This is a genomic window from Nocardia sp. JCM 34519.1 (genome assembly GCF_020361265.1).
Lineage (GTDB): Bacteria > Actinomycetota > Actinomycetes > Mycobacteriales > Mycobacteriaceae > Nocardia > Nocardia arthritidis_A.
Window position 1 is genome coordinate 481,228 of the sequence record NZ_JAIRBR010000001.1, and the last position, 15,336, is coordinate 496,563.

At 68.2% G+C, this 15,336-nt stretch carries 16 protein-coding genes; 6 read left to right on the top strand and 10 right to left on the bottom strand.

The window, feature by feature from the left end; genetic code table 11:
- Nucleotides 1-71: 71 nt before the first annotated feature.
- Entirely contained in the window at nucleotides 72-662 is a 591-nt protein-coding gene (locus LGY53_RS44025) for a TetR/AcrR family transcriptional regulator (RefSeq protein ID WP_225724957.1), read from the bottom strand.
- Nucleotides 663-762: 100 nt separating this feature from the next.
- Between LGY53_RS44025 and LGY53_RS02320 the strand changes: the two genes are divergently transcribed.
- Nucleotides 763-1,152, top strand: coding sequence for a DUF4267 domain-containing protein (locus LGY53_RS02320; protein ID WP_225724958.1), 390 nt, complete (start codon nucleotides 763-765; stop codon nucleotides 1,150-1,152).
- 104 nt (nucleotides 1,153-1,256) lie between these two features.
- Nucleotides 1,257-1,472 (top strand): DUF4287 domain-containing protein, encoded by a 216-nt coding sequence (locus LGY53_RS02325; RefSeq protein ID WP_225724959.1) that lies wholly within the window; start codon nucleotides 1,257-1,259, stop codon nucleotides 1,470-1,472.
- Between the two features lie 3 nt (nucleotides 1,473-1,475).
- Here the strand turns inward: LGY53_RS02325 and LGY53_RS02330 are convergent, their stop codons facing one another.
- From LGY53_RS02330 to LGY53_RS02340, 3 genes are all read right to left on the bottom strand, one after another.
- Nucleotides 1,476-2,078: a GNAT family N-acetyltransferase gene (locus tag LGY53_RS02330; protein ID WP_225724960.1), complete on the bottom strand. Its 603-nt coding sequence runs from the start codon at nucleotides 2,076-2,078 to the stop codon at nucleotides 1,476-1,478.
- Between the two features lie 68 nt (nucleotides 2,079-2,146).
- Nucleotides 2,147-2,848, bottom strand: a complete 702-nt coding sequence (locus LGY53_RS02335) for a response regulator (RefSeq protein WP_225724961.1) — start codon at nucleotides 2,846-2,848, stop codon at nucleotides 2,147-2,149.
- Nucleotides 2,845-4,395: a sensor histidine kinase gene (locus tag LGY53_RS02340; protein ID WP_225724962.1), complete on the bottom strand. Its 1,551-nt coding sequence runs from the start codon at nucleotides 4,393-4,395 to the stop codon at nucleotides 2,845-2,847. Before LGY53_RS02340 ends, LGY53_RS02335 begins: the two co-directional genes overlap by 4 nt.
- A gap of 131 nt (nucleotides 4,396-4,526) precedes the next feature.
- Between LGY53_RS02340 and LGY53_RS02345 the strand changes: the two genes are divergently transcribed.
- Nucleotides 4,527-5,879, top strand: a complete 1,353-nt coding sequence (locus tag LGY53_RS02345) for a cation:dicarboxylate symporter family transporter (protein ID WP_225724963.1) — start codon at nucleotides 4,527-4,529, stop codon at nucleotides 5,877-5,879.
- An 86-nt stretch (nucleotides 5,880-5,965) separates the two neighbouring features.
- Here the strand turns inward: LGY53_RS02345 and LGY53_RS02350 are convergent, their stop codons facing one another.
- The 3 genes from LGY53_RS02350 to LGY53_RS02360 all read right to left on the bottom strand — a co-directional run bounded on the left by LGY53_RS02350 (nucleotide 5,966) and on the right by LGY53_RS02360 (nucleotide 9,475).
- Complete coding sequence (locus LGY53_RS02350; RefSeq protein WP_225724964.1) at nucleotides 5,966-7,276, bottom strand: cytochrome P450; 1,311 nt, start codon at nucleotides 7,274-7,276, stop codon at nucleotides 5,966-5,968.
- 108 nt (nucleotides 7,277-7,384) lie between these two features.
- Nucleotides 7,385-8,104 (bottom strand): TIGR03089 family protein, encoded by a 720-nt coding sequence (locus tag LGY53_RS02355; protein ID WP_225724965.1) that lies wholly within the window; start codon nucleotides 8,102-8,104, stop codon nucleotides 7,385-7,387.
- 3 nt (nucleotides 8,105-8,107) lie between these two features.
- A complete protein-coding gene (locus LGY53_RS02360; protein WP_225725663.1) occupies nucleotides 8,108-9,475 on the bottom strand; it encodes an LCP family protein in 1,368 nt (455 codons plus the stop codon).
- A 264-nt stretch (nucleotides 9,476-9,739) separates the two neighbouring features.
- On the opposite strand from LGY53_RS02360, the gene rfbD reads away from it, so the two are divergent.
- The 3 genes from rfbD to LGY53_RS02375 are packed head-to-tail and all read left to right on the top strand — an operon-like array spanning nucleotide 9,740 to nucleotide 12,663.
- The gene (gene rfbD, locus LGY53_RS02365) at nucleotides 9,740-10,639 is read left to right on the top strand and encodes a dTDP-4-dehydrorhamnose reductase (protein ID WP_225724966.1); all 900 of its coding nucleotides are present in this window, start codon (nucleotides 9,740-9,742) and stop codon (nucleotides 10,637-10,639) included.
- An 11-nt stretch (nucleotides 10,640-10,650) separates the two neighbouring features.
- Complete coding sequence (locus tag LGY53_RS02370; protein WP_167477541.1) at nucleotides 10,651-11,553, top strand: glycosyltransferase family 2 protein; 903 nt, start codon at nucleotides 10,651-10,653, stop codon at nucleotides 11,551-11,553.
- A gap of 30 nt (nucleotides 11,554-11,583) precedes the next feature.
- Nucleotides 11,584-12,663, top strand: a complete 1,080-nt coding sequence (locus LGY53_RS02375) for a sugar phosphate nucleotidyltransferase (protein WP_225724967.1) — start codon at nucleotides 11,584-11,586, stop codon at nucleotides 12,661-12,663.
- 64 nt (nucleotides 12,664-12,727) lie between these two features.
- Here the strand turns inward: LGY53_RS02375 and LGY53_RS02380 are convergent, their stop codons facing one another.
- From LGY53_RS02380 to LGY53_RS02390, 3 genes are read right to left on the bottom strand one after another with little or no spacing between them, the layout of a single operon-like run.
- On the bottom strand, nucleotides 12,728-13,168 hold the full coding sequence (locus tag LGY53_RS02380) for a MauE/DoxX family redox-associated membrane protein (protein ID WP_225724968.1): 441 nt from the start codon (nucleotides 13,166-13,168) through the stop codon (nucleotides 12,728-12,730).
- A gap of 41 nt (nucleotides 13,169-13,209) precedes the next feature.
- A complete protein-coding gene (locus LGY53_RS02385; protein WP_225724969.1) occupies nucleotides 13,210-13,872 on the bottom strand; it encodes a hemerythrin domain-containing protein in 663 nt (220 codons plus the stop codon).
- A gap of 21 nt (nucleotides 13,873-13,893) precedes the next feature.
- On the bottom strand, nucleotides 13,894-15,321 hold the full coding sequence (locus LGY53_RS02390; protein WP_225724970.1) for an MFS transporter: 1,428 nt from the start codon (nucleotides 15,319-15,321) through the stop codon (nucleotides 13,894-13,896).
- Between the last annotated feature and the right edge of the window lie 15 nt (nucleotides 15,322-15,336).

Below are 15,336 nucleotides of genomic sequence, written 5' to 3' on the forward strand. Positions count from 1 at the left end.
ACCTGGGCGTTCCGCACCTCCGATTGAGCTCTCGCACACAGTCCCAGCGCGATCGGGCCAGCGCGATTGGATCAGCGCGGCTGGGGCAGTGCCGCCAACCACTCACCGACGACGATCTCTAGCCGCCGATCGCGCAGTTCCGGGCGGAGCCTGCCGCTGCGTTCGAGGGTGGCCAGGCCGTGCAGAGTGCTCCACGCGGTTTCGGCGCGCGCACCGAGTTCGTCGGGGTCGGTGATGTACGGGCGGAACGGATTCTCGATCTCGGCGAAGGCGTCGCGCAGCGGCTGCGGCGCGTCGAGTCCGAAGACGAGGTCGACGTTGAGCACGAACATCGCGTCGTACAGCGCCGGGTTCGCGGCGGCGAAATCGAGGTAGCCGCGGGCCATGGCGGTGAGCGTCGCCGCATGAGTTTCGGTGCCCGCCTTGGCTTTTCGCAGTTCCTGGGTGAGGTCGACGCAACCCTGTACGGCGACGGCGGCGACGATCGCGGACTTTCCGGCGAAATGGCTGTAGAGCACCGGTTGGCTGTATTCGATGCGCTCGGCCAGCTTTCGCACCGTCACCGCCTCCCAGCCGTCCGCCTCGGCCAGCTCCCGTGCGGCGTCGATGATGCGCTGGTGGCGTTCGGCGCGTTCGCGTTCCTTGCGGGTTTGTGTGCTCACGAAATCATTCTAGCAACGCTAGACAACCTACCATCGCTTGTTTATCGTTGCTCGCAAGCCTAGCGCTGCTACGTTCAGGATCGACCGGCAAGGACTCTCAATGACCACCTCCCGCATCGCCACCGGGCTCGCCATCGTCGGCGCGGCCTTCATCCTCTACATCGGCATCAGCTACCTGGTCGCCCCGGAATCCACGGCCAGCGGATTCGGCCTCCCCGCCTGGCCGACCGGCGCCGCCGACGGCTTCCTGAACGTCAAGGGCGTGCGCGATACCGTGATCGGAATCGTGGTCATCGCCCTGCTGGTCGCCAAGCAGCGCTTCGCCCTAGGGATCACGCTGCTCGCCGTCGCCCTCATCCCGGTCGGCGACATGCTGACGGTCCTCGCCCGGCACGGCTCCACCGCCGCCGCCTTCGGCATCCACGGCCTCACCGCGGCGCTGGTGGCATTGACGGGCGCACTCCTGGTGCGCGAGCGCCGCGCCGCCTGAACCCGTCTCATGCGGGTGTGCCGCGAAACACACAGCGGCGTCGGCTAATTTGCGGCTGCCACTGCGTCACTACCACCGAACACACCACGAGCAAGGAGATTTCGATGGCGAACCAGCCGAAGGGCCCCGCATCCTACTTCCCGGCGATCGAGGCCAAGTACGGCAAGACGATCGAGGAGTGGAAGTCCCTGATCCGCGAGTCCGGCCTGACCGCGCACAAGGAACTCGTCGAATGGCTGAAGAACACCCACGGATTCGGCCACGGCCATGCCAACGCCATCGTCCAGCACCATCTGCACCCCGAGAAGTGGGCCGCCTGATCGCTATGCCGCCTCGGGACGAAATGCGTTGAGCCGCTGGGTCAAGCGGTCGCGGGCGGCGGGCCATTCTGGGGCGAGCATCGAGTAGAGGACCGTGTCGCGGGAGGTGCCGTCGGGGCGGATGCGGTGTGCGCGCATGACGCCCTCGCGCAGCGCGCCCAATCGTTCGATGGCGCGTTGCGAACGCAGGTTGCGGATATCGGTGTGCCAGGAGACGCGTTGTGCGCCAAGGGTTTCGAAGGCGTGCCGGAGCAGCAGGAGCTTCGCCTCGGTGTTCAGCGCGGTCCGCTGCCATGCCGCGCCGAGCCAGGTGTATCCGATCGAGATCGACCGATGCCGTTCGGAGATCTCGTAATACGAGGTGGTCCCGGCGATCTGCCCGGAAACCAGATCGATCTGCGCGAACGCCCGCCGCTCCGGATCGGCGAGGGTCTCGGCCACCATCTGTTCCGCATCGGCCAGGTCGACCGGCGCGCTCCTGCTCAACCAGGTCCAGATTCCGGGATCGCGCCCGGCCGCCAACAACCCCTTCGCATGCTCCTGACCCAGCGGCGTCAACCGAACGTGCGTACCGACCAGTTCTATATGCTCACTCCACTCACTCACCAGGCAACGCTAGCGAAGAAAGTGGCATTGCCGAATAGCCAATTCCACGGTATTCCGGAAGGCCACTTTCACCGCTCGGATGGCCGCCAGACATACCGGGTCTTCGGACGGCCCGCCCGCCCGTAGTCGGAGCGGCGGGTCACCAGGCCGTCCTCGGCCAGCTTCTCCAGATAGCGCCACGCGGTGATGCGGGAGACGCCGACGGTGGTCGCGGTATCGGCGGCGGTGATACCGTCCGGTGCGCCGCGCACCGCCCGCGAGATCTCGTCGAGCGTTTGCGGCGCAACACCTTTCGGGGCGGTGGCACGCTGGTCGGGTGTGCGCAGCGCGCCGAGGGCGCGATCGATGTCCTGCTGTGAGACGGCCGCCTCGCCCGCGGGCAGCGCGGCCCGGAAATCGCGATAGCGCTCCAGCTTGTCGCGAAATGCCGCGAAGGTGAACGGCTTCAACAGATACAGCACCACCCCGTAGGACACCGCGGTGCGCACCAGCGCCAGATCGCGGGCCGAGGTGATGGCGATGACATCCGGGCGCGGAGCCAACCCGGTCATGGCGGCGGCGACATCCAGGCCGCTCGCGTCGGGCAGGCCGATATCCATCAGCACCAGATCGATCGGCGCGCCCTCCGCGGCCGCGTCGGCGGTGGCGCGCATCGCCTCCCGGCCGGTATGTGCGATGGCGACCGGAACGAACCCGGGTATCCGCTCGACATACGCGCGGTGCGCCTCGGCGATCAGCGGTTCGTCCTCGACGATCAGGACACGGATCATCGGTCACCCCGCGGAATCCGCGCCGTCACGGCGCTTTCCGGCCGCACCTCGGTTTCGATGACGCCGCCGTAACGAGAGACCACCCGGTGCACCAGCGCGAGGCCCAACCCCTGATGATCGGCCTTGGTCGAATAGCCGCGCTCGGCCGCGCGGGCGAAGGTTTCCGGGGACATTCCGGGGCCACTGTCGGCAACCCGCACGTAAAGCACCGAATCATCATGCCGTACGGTCACTTCGACCCACCCGGCGGCATTGTCCGTCGCCGCGTCCAGTGCGTTATCGATGAGGTTGCCCACCAGCGTCACCGCCTCGTGCGCCGTCAGCGGCGCGGTGGAATCCAGCGCGGTGTCCTGGGTGACGGTCAGTTCGATACCCCGCTCGGCGGCCTGGTTCACCTTGCCGAGCAGCAGTGCGGCCAGCGCCGGATCGCCGACCGCCGCCAATAGTCGATCGATGAGCGCCTGGGACAGTTGCAGTTCCGCGGTCGCGAACTCCACCGCCTCCCGATAACGCCCGAGCTCCACCATGGTGACGACGGTGTGCAGCCGGTTCGCCGATTCGTGCGCCTGCGCCCGCAGCGATTCGGCGAAGCTGCGCACCGAATCGAGTTCGCCGAGGACGCCACGCAATTCGGTGTGGTCGCGAATGGTGAGCACGGTGCCGAGCGGGCGGCCCTCCCAAGTCACCGGATCCTGGTTGACCAGCAGGATGCGCGAATCGGTGACATGCATTTCGTCGCGAACCAGTCCGGGACCGAGCCGCTGGAACGAGACCGGCAGATCGTCGCGGCGGATCTCGCCGGGCGGCAGGTCCAGCAGCCGCCTGGCCTCGTCGTTCACCACATCCGCTCGGTCGCCCGCGGCGCCGAACACCAGCAGGCCCTCCCGGATCGAATGCAGTACGGCGTCATGGTGTTCGTACATGGTGCGCAGCTCATCGGGCGCCAACCCGTGCGTCAACCTGCGCAGCCGCCTGCTCAACAGCAGCGATCCGATGGTGGCGACGATGAGCCCGATCGCGGTGACCCCGAGGATCAGCGGCAGCTGAGCGCCGACCTGATCGCCGATCTTGGCCCTGGTCACCCCGGCCGACACCAGTGCGATGATCCGGTCGCCCGCATATACGGGCGTTACCGCGCGGATCGATGGACCGAGCGTGCCCGGGAATATCTCGGTGAACGTCTCACCCTTCAGCGCCCGGTCGATATTCCCGGTGAACGCGTGGCCGATCCGCTCCGGAACGGTGTGCGTGTACCGGGTCCGGTCGGGCGCCATCACCACGATGAAATCCATCCCGGTCAGCTTGCGGATCCGCTCGGTCACCGGTTGCAGCTGCGCGGTGGGATCCGGCGACTGCACCGCGGCCACCGTCGACGGCGCCTGTGCGACGCTCACCGCGACCGCGATAACCTGCTGCCGGGTCGCATCGTCGCGGCTCGATCGCTCCTCCAGTACGGCGAGTCCGGCGCCCGCGCCGATCACCAACGCGAGCACGATCAACTGCAGCACGAACGTCTGTCCGGCGAGCGACAACCGCCCAGGTCTCATGTACCGCCTTCTGCCTTTCCACTGAACGTAATGCACGAAACCGTGACCACCGTCACGATCGCGGCAACCATTCTCCATGGTCAGGCGTACTCCGCCCGATTCGGTACCACGTGAAGGAAAACCCACCCGTCATGGACACAACGCAACCCAAGCGGCGCGACCGCACCCACTGGCTGTACCTGGCCGTCATCGTCGCGGTGATCGCGGGCATTTTCGTCGGGTGGTTGGCGCCCAAAGCCGGCGAGGCGGTGGCGCCGCTCGGCACCATCTTCGTCAACCTGATCAAGATGATGATCGCGCCGGTCATCTTCTGCACGATCGTGCTGGGCATCGGTTCGATCCGCAAGGCCGCGACCGTCGGCAAGGTCGGCGGCCTGGCCATCGGCTACTTCCTGATCATGTCGACCGTCGCGCTCGGCATCGGCCTGGTGGTCGGCAACCTGATCCATCCGGGTACCGGCATGAATATCGCCAAGACCGCGAAGGCCGGTGCGGAATACGCGAAGACCGCGCACGCCGCGGGCGGCACCTGGGATTTCATCACGAATATCGTGCCGACCACGCTGCTGTCCTCGCTCACCGCGGGCAATGTGCTGCAGGCGCTGTTCGTCGCGCTGCTGGTCGGTTTCGCGGTGCAGGCGATGGGCGCGACCGGTGAGCCGATCCTGCGCGGGGTGGCCAGCATTCAGAAGCTGGTGTTCCGGATCCTGGTGATGATCCTGTGGCTGGCGCCGATCGGCGCATTCGGCGCGATCGCCAATGTGGTGGCCAAGACCGGCCTCGACGCGGTGCTGAAGCTGGCGACGCTGATGGTCTCCTTCTACCTCACCTGCCTGATCTTCATCTTCGGTGTGCTCGGCGCGCTGCTGTGGGCCGTCTCGCGGGTATCGATCCTGAAGCTGGTGCGCTATCTGGCCCGGGAATTCCTGCTGATCGTCGCGACCTCGTCGTCTGAGTCGGCGCTGCCGCGGCTGATCGCGAAGATGGAACACCTCGGCGTGGACCGCACGACGGTGGGTGTCGTTGTGCCGACCGGATATTCGTTCAATCTGGACGGTACCGCCATCTACCTGACCATGGCCTCGCTGTTCATCGCCGAGGCGATGGGCAAACCGCTGAACCTCGGCGAGCAGATCGGCCTGCTGGTGTTCATGATCGTCGCGTCGAAGGGTGCGGCGGGCGTCACCGGCGCCGGACTGGCCACGCTGGCGGGCGGTTTGCAGAGCCACCGGCCGGATCTGCTGGACGGCGTCGGCGTGATCGTCGGCATCGACCGCTTCATGTCCGAGGCCCGCGCGCTCACCAACTTCGCGGGCAATTCGGTCGCCACCGTGCTCATCGGCACCTGGACCAAGACGGTGGACGTGGACCGGGTGCGCGAGGTGCTCGACCGCAGACTGCCGTTCGACGAGAGCACCATGGTCGACGATCACGGCGACGCGCCCAGCGCGGGTCCGGAGGAGAAGGACCTCGTCACGGCATAGACCTGTTTCCCACCTGATTCGGTAAGACTGGGACGATCCGATCAGGACGAAGGGGCTCGCGCTATCAGCGTGGGCCCCTTCGCTTTTCAGACGCCCGCGGTCTCGCTGGTGCGGGCGGCGGCCCGGCCGAGGTGCACCGGCATGCGCTCGTAGCCGTGCAGGGTGAACAGCTGACGGCGCCGCGGCTGCCCGTCGAGGCGCAGATCCGGAAAGCGCTCGAAGAGGGCGCGCAGGGCGTACGCACCCTCCATCCTGGCCAGGCTGGCGCCGAGGCAGACGTGCACGCCGCTGCTGAAGGTCAAGTGCTCCTTGGCATTCGAGCGGGTGATGTCGAAGCGCGCCGGATCGGCGAAGACGGCGGGGTCGCGGTTCGCACCCGCCAGCGAGAGCACGATCGTTTGGCCCGCGCGGATCGGCACGCCGTCGACCTCGGCATCGGTGAGCGCGGTGCGCGCGGTGGTCTGCACCGGCGGATCGATGCGCAAGATCTCCTCGACGGCGTTGGGCCACAGGTCCGGTTCGGCGCGCAGCCGGGCCAATTGATCCGGGTGCGCGAGCAATTGGATGACGCCGTTGCCGATCAGGTTGACCGTGGTCTCGAAGCCGGCGCCGATGATGAGGCTGGCATTGGCCTTCAGCGCGAAATCGTCGAGTTCACCGCCGGTGACCATGGTGCTGAAGATGTCCTCGCCCGGTGTGCGGCGCAACCGTGCGATATGCGCGTCGAGGTAGTCGTTCATCTGCTCCATCGCCTCCTGCGCGCGGCGATACGCCTGCCACGAGATGCCGACGTCGAGCAGCGGGGACCCCCGGTCGCCCCAGTCCAGGAACATCTCCTGGTCTTCGTCGGGCAGGCCGAGCATTTCGGAGATGATCGCGATCGGCACCCGCGCGGAGAACGCGGCGACCAGGTCGGCCGAACCGCCGGACGGCAGCGCGTCCAACAGTTCCTCGGTGACCGATTCGACCCGCTCGCGCAGCCTGCCGATGGCGCGCGGGGTGAAGGCCGACGCGACCGGTTTGCGCATCCTGGTGTGGTCGGGCGGATTGATCACCAGCATCGCGGGCGGCTCGACCGGACTCGGTGGCAACGGGAACAGGGCGCCGAATTTCTTCAATATCTCCGGCGTATTGAAACTTTCGACGGTGCGCACACCGAAACGGTTGTCCCGCAGGATGGTTCGCACCAGCTCATAATCACAGGTGACCCAGGAGATCGGGGTGCGCTGCAGCCTTCCCTGCGCCCGCAGCTCCTCGACCAGCGGATACGGATCCGAAATCCCGCGCGGCCCGCCCATCAGCTGAGCGAAGGGCTGACCGCGCCGGGCCGCGCCGCGCAGCACCAACCGGGGCGTGCCCTGCACCGACAACCAGCGGAACAAGTACTGCGGCTTCATATTTCACCAACTCCATCGTTGTGCGGATGAAATCCACCGTACGGAACCGGATGAAATTGTGGAACGTCCCAGAGGCGGAGACGCACCTATACCGTGGTCGGACCCGGCTCAGAGCTGCGCTGTGACGCGCTCGCTTTCGATTCGCCTGTCCCGCAACGCCGGATCCGGATTCACCACCTGCACCAGCGAGGCCCCGGCCGCCAGCACCGCGACGAATCCGTCGATGAGCTCGTCGGCGGTCTCCCAGGGCGCGCTCGACAGCACCCGGTCGCCTTCGGAAAACCCTTGCCGCGCCGCGGATTTGCGGGCCATGGCGAGCACGTCGGCGACCGGGTGCCCGTCCAGCGCGACCCCGGCGCCCGCGGGCAGGAACTGGTCACCGTGCACGCGCACCGAGGTGGCGAAATCGGTGATGCCGACCGGCAGATCCCGGACCGGTGCGCCGAGCGCGTCCAGCGAGAGCGCGGCGACCTCGGCGATACCGTCGGTCTCGGCGAGCCGGTCGGCCGTCACCAGTGCCAGCTCGGCGTCCGGGTCGGGCCGCAGCACCACCTCGGTGCCCGCCCACCAGCAGCCGAGCAGTACGGCGGCGGTCTGCCAGTGCGCGGGCAGCAGCACCGCGACCCGCGCGCCCGCGCTCAACCCGAATTCGTCGCGAATCAGGTTGGCGGTCTTGGCCGCCCAGTTGGCCAGGGTGAGCCCGGACAGTTCGATGCGGGCGCCGGTGGCATCGTCGTAATAGGTGACGCGCGGGCCCGCGGGGTCGCGCGCGAGAATCGGGTCGAGCACCGCCTCGGTGAGGGTGTGCGTCGAATCGTGATCACGCATAGTTCAGTTCACACATTTCGGTCCGTTCTGGCCTGCGTCGATCGGTGGGGCGGGTGCGACGGGCGTCGCGCCGTTCGACGCCGTTGCCGACGTATCGAACATGCTGCTCGCCGCCGAGCCCGGACCAGAATAATCGCCCGCCAACACCACGCTCACCGAATCCGCGGACTGGGTGGTATCCGTCACCACGGTCAATCCGCCGAGCGCCTTGGCCACCGCCTTGGCCTTGGGGCTGGTGCTGTCGGCAGCGAGCACCCGGCTGCCCGGTACCGTTCCCCCGGTATAGTTCCCGACATCGCCGGTGCGGAAACCCTTGGCCGCCAACGACTGTGACACCTGTCCGGCCAGCCCGCCGACGGGGCCCGCGTTGTACACGTCGACGGTGACGGTGGCCGGATCCACCCCCACCGGAGCCTCGGGCGGTGCGTCCACCACCGCGGCGACATACTTCTTGACCGCCTTCGGATCCACCCGCACCACCGATTCGCCCGCCGCGGTCTCACCGTTCAGATCGGTCACCGGGACGGTCTCGAACCGCACCTTGCCGCCGGCCAGATCCTTGAGCTGTTGCAGGAAGGCCAGCACATCCCAGTCCTCGTCGAGTACGACGGTGCGGCCGACGCCGTCGCTGAGCTGCTTTAGTCGGCCGGGATTGCTGAGCGTCTTCGCGCTGAGTATCTGATGCACCAGCTGTGCCATGTACACCTGCTGGCGCACGATCCGGTCGAGGTCGCCGCGGGGCAGTTCGTGGCGCTGCCGAACGAAGCTCAGCGCCTGCGGACCGTTGAGGCGCTGGCGGCCCGCGGGGAAGTTGGCGCCGGACATCCATTCGTCGACCGGGTTGTTCAGGCAGACGTCGACGCCGCCGACCGCGTCGGTGAGCAGGACGAAGCCGAGCAGGCTGACCTCGGCGTAGTGGTCGACGGTGATGCCGGTCAAGTTGCCGACCGTCTTGATCAGCGCCTGGCGGCCCGCAAGGGTGGCCCGCTTCTCGGCCTCGTCCTCGGCGACGCCCTCCTTGATCAGCTTCAGCCGCTGGGTCTCCTTGGTCGCGCCGTACGCCGAATTGATCTTGCCCATGCCCAGACCGGGTATATCGACGTAGGAGTCGCGCGGTATCGAGATGGCGGTGGCCGACCGGCCGTCGTTGGGCACCCGGATCAGCACGATGGTGTCGGTATTGGTGCCGACCTCGTCGCCAGCGTGCAGCATGGCGCGCTCGGCGTCGGTGAGCGGATTGCCGTGCGCGTCGGTGCGGCTGTCCACGCCGACCAGCAGGATGTCGGTCGCGCCGTCGCGGCCGCCGCCGAGCCCGAGATCGCCGATCCGCTCGATATTCGAGATCAGCGCGTCGACGCTGTGCCAGGCCATTCCGGTGATGACCAAGATCAGTACCGCGGCGGCGGCGAGGATGGCCTGCCCGGTTCCGAACGTGGCAGCGCCGCCGTTCGCGCCGGATGCCGTTGACCGTGCCCAAGTCTGCCGCTGCGGTGACACCTGTATTCCTCTCGACACCCTCTCGACGAATTCGCGAACCGATCTCCCCACGACCGGTAATCCCCGGAGACCAGGCTAACGAACGGACCGGGCGGCGGACCTCAACCGCAGGTGCACCGGCGTGCCAGACTTGCGGCCGTGACCGACCAGATCGCACCATCCCGCCTCGTCGTCACCGGCGCGGGCGGACAAGTCGGCCGCGCGCTGCTCCGGCTCGCCGCCGCCCGCACGGGCACCGACTACCCCGGCGCACCGGCCGTAATCGGCTACGCCCGCACCGAACTGGATATCACCGATCCGGACGCGGTCCGCGCGGCGCTGCGACCCGGCGACACCGTCGTCAACTGCGCGGCGTTCACCGCGGTGGACCTGGCCGAGACCGAGGTGGCCGCGGCATACGCGGGTAACGAGACGGGTCCGGCGACGCTGGCCGCCGCCTGCGCCGAAACGGGGGCGCGGCTGATCCACCTCTCCACCGACTACGTCTTCCCCGGCAACGGGAGCTCCCCCTACGAGACAACGGATCCGACCGGACCCGCCACCGTCTATGGAAAATCGAAACTCGCTGGCGAACAAGCCATTTCGGCGATAGACGGCAATTCGACCATCGTCCGCACCGCATGGGTGTACACCGGAACCGGCGCCGATTTCGTCGCCACCATGCTGCGGCTGGAGCGCGAACGCGACACGGTATCCGTCGTCGACGACCAGCTCGGCTGCCCCACCTACGCCGTCGACCTGGCCGCCGGCCTGCTGGAGCTCGCCGCCCGGCCCGACGCGCCGCGAATCCTGCACGCCACCAATGCCGGACAGGCCAGCTGGTTCGAATTCGCCCGCGCCGTCTTCGAATTGGCGGGCGCCGACCCCGACCGGGTGCTGCCGTGCGATTCGGCCGCCTTCCCGAGACCCGCACCGCGCCCGGCATATTCGGTGCTGTCGAACCGGTCCTGGGCCGCGGCCGGGCTGACGCCGCTGCGGCCGTGGCGGGCGGCCCTCGCCGACGCGCTCGGCCCGGACCAACCCGCCGGCGTCGATTAGGCTTGCCGCTCGTGAACCCCGATTCCGCGGCCCCAGGTGGCCTTGTCGTCGTCACGGTGACCTACTCGCCCGGCGAGCACCTCGAGCACTTCATCAGCACCCTCGCCGCGGCCACCACGGAGAAGCCGCAGGTGATCCTGGCCGACAACGGATCGGTCGACGGCGTGCCGGAGATGGTGGCCGAGGCCAATTCGCATGTGCGGCTGCTGCGCACCGGCGGCAATATCGGCTACGGCGGCGCGATCAACCGGGCGGTCGCGGAGATCGATCCGGATGTCGAGTTCATCGTCATCGCGAATCCGGATATCCGCTGGGGCACCGACTCCATCGATCAGCTGCTCGCCGCCGCGCGCCGCTGGCCGCGGGCCGGCGCGCTCGGCCCGCTGGTGCTGGAGCCGGACGGCAGCGTCTACCCGTCGGCGCGGGCCGTGCCCGGACTGCTCGACGGCGCGGGCCACGCCATCCTCGGCACCGTCTGGCCGGGCAATCCGTGGACCCGCCGCTACCGCCAGGAGAACGAGCAGATCTCCGAACGCACCGTCGGCTGGTTGTCCGGCTGCTGCCTGCTGGTGCGCCGGGCCGCCTTCGACGCCATCGACGGCTTCGACTCGCGCTACTTCATGTACATGGAGGATGTGGACTTCGGCGACCGCATGGGCAAGGCGGGCTGGCACAACGTCTTCGTGCCCGGCGCGGAGGTCACCCACGCGAAGGGACATGCGGCGGGTCGCAATCCGGCAACTATGCTGCCCGCGCATCACGCCAGCGCGTACCGTTTCCAGGCAGATAGGCATCCGCACTGGTGGCAGGCGCCGCTGCGCCTCGCCCTGCGCCTCGGACTTGCGGTGCGCGAGCGGATTGCGGTTCGATCTGCGCTGCGCCGGCAGGCGCGCGAAGCGGGCAAAACGGCTTAGGCAAACAATCCCACCTGGACAGGGGACTCGATGGCAGGAAATGCAGGCACCGACGCCGTGGTTCTGGTCGGCGGACAGGGGACGCGGCTGCGGCCGCTGACCCTCTCGGCACCCAAACCGATGTTGCCGACCGCCGGCGTCCCGTTCCTGACCCACCTGCTGGCCCGCATCGCCGACGCCGGCATCAACCATGTGGTGCTCGGCACCTCGTACAAGGCGGAGATCTTCGAGGAACATTTCGGCGACGGCTCCGACCTGGGCCTCGAGCTCGAGTACGTCACCGAGACCAAACCGCTCGGCACCGGTGGCGGCATCCGCAACGTGCTGCCGCGGCTGCGCGCCGACAACGTGATGGTGTTCAACGGTGACGTGCTCGGCGGTACCGATCTGGGCGCGGTGCTGGATACGCACGAGTCGACGAACGCCGATGTGACGCTGCATCTGGTGCGGGTGAGCGATCCGCGCGCGTACGGCTGCGTGCCGACCGATGAGAACGGCCGGGTGACGGCCTTCCTGGAGAAGACCCCCGATCCGCCGACCGACCAGATCAACGCCGGCTGCTACGTGTTCCGCCGCGAATACATCGAGAAGATTCCGGCGGGCCGCCCGGTCTCGGTGGAGCACGAGGTGTTTCCGGCGCTGCTCACCGAGGGTGCGCGGGTGCAGGGACATGTCGACACCGCCTACTGGCGGGATATGGGTACGCCGGAGGATTTCGTCCGCGGCTCGGCCGATCTGGTGCGCGGTATCGCGCCGTCGCCTGCGCTGCACGGTCAGCGGGGGGAATCGCTGGTGCATCCCGGTGCGGGTATCGCACCGGGCGCACTGCTCATCGGCGGCACCTGCGTCGGCCGCGGTGCCGAGGTCGGCGCCGGTTCCCGATTGGACAGCACGGTGGTCTTCGACGGCGCGCAGATCGAGGCGGGCGCGGTGGTGGAACGCTCCATCATCGGCTTCGGCGCCAGGATCGGTCCGCGCGCCCTGGTGCGTGACGCGGTCATCGGCGACGGCGCGCAGATCGGTGCCCGCTGCGAACTGCTGCGCGGCGCCCGCATCTGGCCCGGCGTCGACATCCCCGACGGCGGCATCCGGTTCTCCACCGACGTTTAACTCACGCGCGAACCGACTCGGCTGTTCGCCTCATTCGAGGAGCCGAGTCGGTCCGCCGCGAGCGTTACCGGGTGTATTTCCTTCGGAGAAGGGCGCGGTTCAGGCTCAGGACGTCGGCCTGTCCCGGTGCCCCCATCAGCAGCAGCGCTGTCGCGGCGGCGCTGAAAACCGAAGCGCTGAACGGTGTTTCGAAGCCGGAGTAGGCGAACATCGAGACGGCGAAGACGAACAGCAGTGCCGCGCTCGCCGCGGCCGTCCAGCGCGGCCCGATGCCGAGTAGCAGTGCCGCACCGAGAACGACCTCGACGACGGTCGCGACCCAAGCGGCCGGGCCCACAAGGGAATCCGGCAGGTAGGGGGCCAGGTGGTGGGTGTAGTCGCGGAAGGCGTCGAAGGCGCCCCACGCCACGTGTGCGGTGCCGGGCGGTCCCCACAGCCCGAATCGGTCCGCGACGGCGGACAGGAATCCGGCGGCGAGCGCGCCTCGCGCGAAGAGCGTGGCCACCGGCCGAATCCGTGCCGCGGTAGGCGTTGAAATGCCGCTGCTCACATCGATTTCCGTTCGATCGGGGCGAGTCTGTCGGGGCGCGACCGCCATGGTGAGCGGCGCGCGTAGCGCGGCTGCCACAGGTAGCGGTAGATCAGGCGAAGCGGCGGTGGGAGCAGTGCGAGCGCCCAGGCCCGCGCAGCCGGCTCCGCACCGTCGAGCAGCCATGGGAAAAACCATGCGCCACCGCGTATTCCGATTCTGCGGCGCTGCTCGTCACCGAATGTCCGCCACTGCGCCACCGTGAGCGTCGCCGTCACGAGCGGCAGTGCGGCGGTTTCCTCGTGCGTCAGATGGTCTTCGAGGACCTCGGCGAGATTGTCGAACCGCGCCGCCAGGTCGGCGGTGCGCCCGTCGGCCAGATCCGCGTCGATCGCCGACAGCAGCGGATCGAGTCGAGCGTGCTCGGCGGCCATCTCGATGAGCAACGCCGTGCCGATTGAGTCTTCGGAGAGCTTCGACTGTAGTGCGGGCCAAAGGATTTCGTCTTCGACGGTGTGATGGACGGTGAGATACCGGTTGAAGGTGCGCCAGCCGTCGCGCACGGCGGCGAACGCCTCCGGGTTGTCCACCGAATCCGCTGCGGCGCTGCGAAATCGCCTCAGCTCGCGCCGAAAAGCGTTGTGCACCAGGATCATCATGGTGATGTCTGGACGGTTCATATCGAATGCCTCGATCGTTTCTCAGCCGATGGGAGTCGCCGCGCCGCCGTCGGCGACCTCGCGAATGGCGCCGACGGCGAGCACGCACGCCACGACAGCCGCGATGGCGGCGACGAGATAGGCGATGGCATAGCCATGTGCGAGCGAGTCGAGCCGGTTGTGGCTCGCGGTCGCCGCGATCGTCCCGAATACGGCCAACCCCAGTGCGCCACCCACTTGCTGGCAGGTGTTGAGCAGTGCCGAGGAGACCCCGCCCGCATCGGCGTCGACGCGCACCATCGCGGCCAATGTCAGGGGAACGAAGCACAGGCCGACGCCGCCGCCGGTCAACAGCAGTGGTCCCGCGAGATCACGCGCATAGGTGGAGCCCGCATCGAGGAACGACAACCAGAACAACCCGGCCGCCAGCGCGAGGGTGCCGATGCCGAGCAACAATCGCGGACCGGTCCGGCCCACCAACCTGCCGCTGAGACCGGCCGTCACACCCGCCGCGGCCGCGAAGGCGAGAAATCCGAAACCCGTTTCGACAGCACTGAATCCGAGCGCGATCTGCATGTACAGGGTGAGGAAGTAGAACACCGCGCCGATCGCCGCACCGACCACCAGCATGACGACATACCCGCCGGCCCGGTTGCGATCGGCCCAGACGCGCAACGGCATCAGCGGTGTGGTCTGCCGCATTTCGACCATCGGGAACACCAGCAGCGCGACCGCCCCGCCGAGCAACGGCCCGTAGGTGCCCGCGCTGCCCCAGGAATCCGATGCCGCGTGCATGAATCCGTAGACGATCAGCGATACGCCAGCGGTCGCGGCCAGCGCACCGGCGAGGTCGATCCGGCCGGACGATCCGGCCGAGGACCGGAATGCCTTGGGTGCGAACAGAAGTGCGCCGAGACCGATCGGCACGTTGACGAAAAGCACCCAGCGCCAACTCAATCCATCGGTGATCACCCCGCCGAGCACATTGCCGAGCGCGCCGCCTGCCCCCGAAACGGCGGCGTACACCCCCATCGCCCGATTGCGTTCGACGCCTTCGACGAAGGTCGCGGCGATCAGGGCCAGCGCCGATGGCGCGATCAGCGCGCCAGCGACCCCTTGTGCCACCCGCGCGCCGATCAGCCAACCCGGCCCCGGCGCCAGCCCGCCCGCCATCGAGGCGGCCACGAGTAGGCCCAGCCCCGCGACCAGCATGCGCCGCTGCCCGTAGACATCGGCCATGCGCCCGCCGAGCAGCAGCAGTCCGCCGAACGCGAGCGCGTACGCGTTGACCACCCACTCCAGACCGGTCGCGGAGAATCCGAGGTCCCGCTGAATCGTCGGCAGCGCGACATTCACGATCGATACGTCCAACACCACGGTCAACTGAGCCGCCGCGATCACCGCCAGCGCCAGCCACTTGCGGTCGGCGCCCACCCGAACGTCGGCAGGGACCATCACCTCACTGTCCACGGCCCACTCTCCTGA

Excerpts from the sequence above, each read along its gene's own strand:
- LGY53_RS02320 (WP_225724958.1), top strand. The coding sequence starts at position 763 with ATGACCACCTCCCGCATCGCCACCGGGCTCGCCATCGTCGGCGCGGCC.
- LGY53_RS02325 (WP_225724959.1), top strand. The coding sequence starts at position 1,257 with ATGGCGAACCAGCCGAAGGGCCCCGCATCCTACTTCCCGGCGATCGAG.
- LGY53_RS02335 (WP_225724961.1), bottom strand. The coding sequence starts at position 2,848 with ATGATCCGTGTCCTGATCGTCGAGGACGAACCGCTGATCGCCGAGGCG.
- LGY53_RS02340 (WP_225724962.1), bottom strand. The coding sequence starts at position 4,395 with ATGAGACCTGGGCGGTTGTCGCTCGCCGGACAGACGTTCGTGCTGCAG.
- LGY53_RS02345 (WP_225724963.1), top strand. The coding sequence starts at position 4,527 with ATGGACACAACGCAACCCAAGCGGCGCGACCGCACCCACTGGCTGTAC.
- LGY53_RS02350 (WP_225724964.1), bottom strand. The coding sequence starts at position 7,276 with ATGAAGCCGCAGTACTTGTTCCGCTGGTTGTCGGTGCAGGGCACGCCC.
- LGY53_RS02355 (WP_225724965.1), bottom strand. The coding sequence starts at position 8,104 with ATGCGTGATCACGATTCGACGCACACCCTCACCGAGGCGGTGCTCGAC.
- LGY53_RS02360 (WP_225725663.1), bottom strand. The coding sequence starts at position 9,475 with ATGGCCTGGCACAGCGTCGACGCGCTGATCTCGAATATCGAGCGGATC.
- LGY53_RS02375 (WP_225724967.1), top strand. The coding sequence starts at position 11,584 with ATGGCAGGAAATGCAGGCACCGACGCCGTGGTTCTGGTCGGCGGACAG.
- LGY53_RS02385 (WP_225724969.1), bottom strand. The coding sequence starts at position 13,872 with ATGAACCGTCCAGACATCACCATGATGATCCTGGTGCACAACGCTTTT.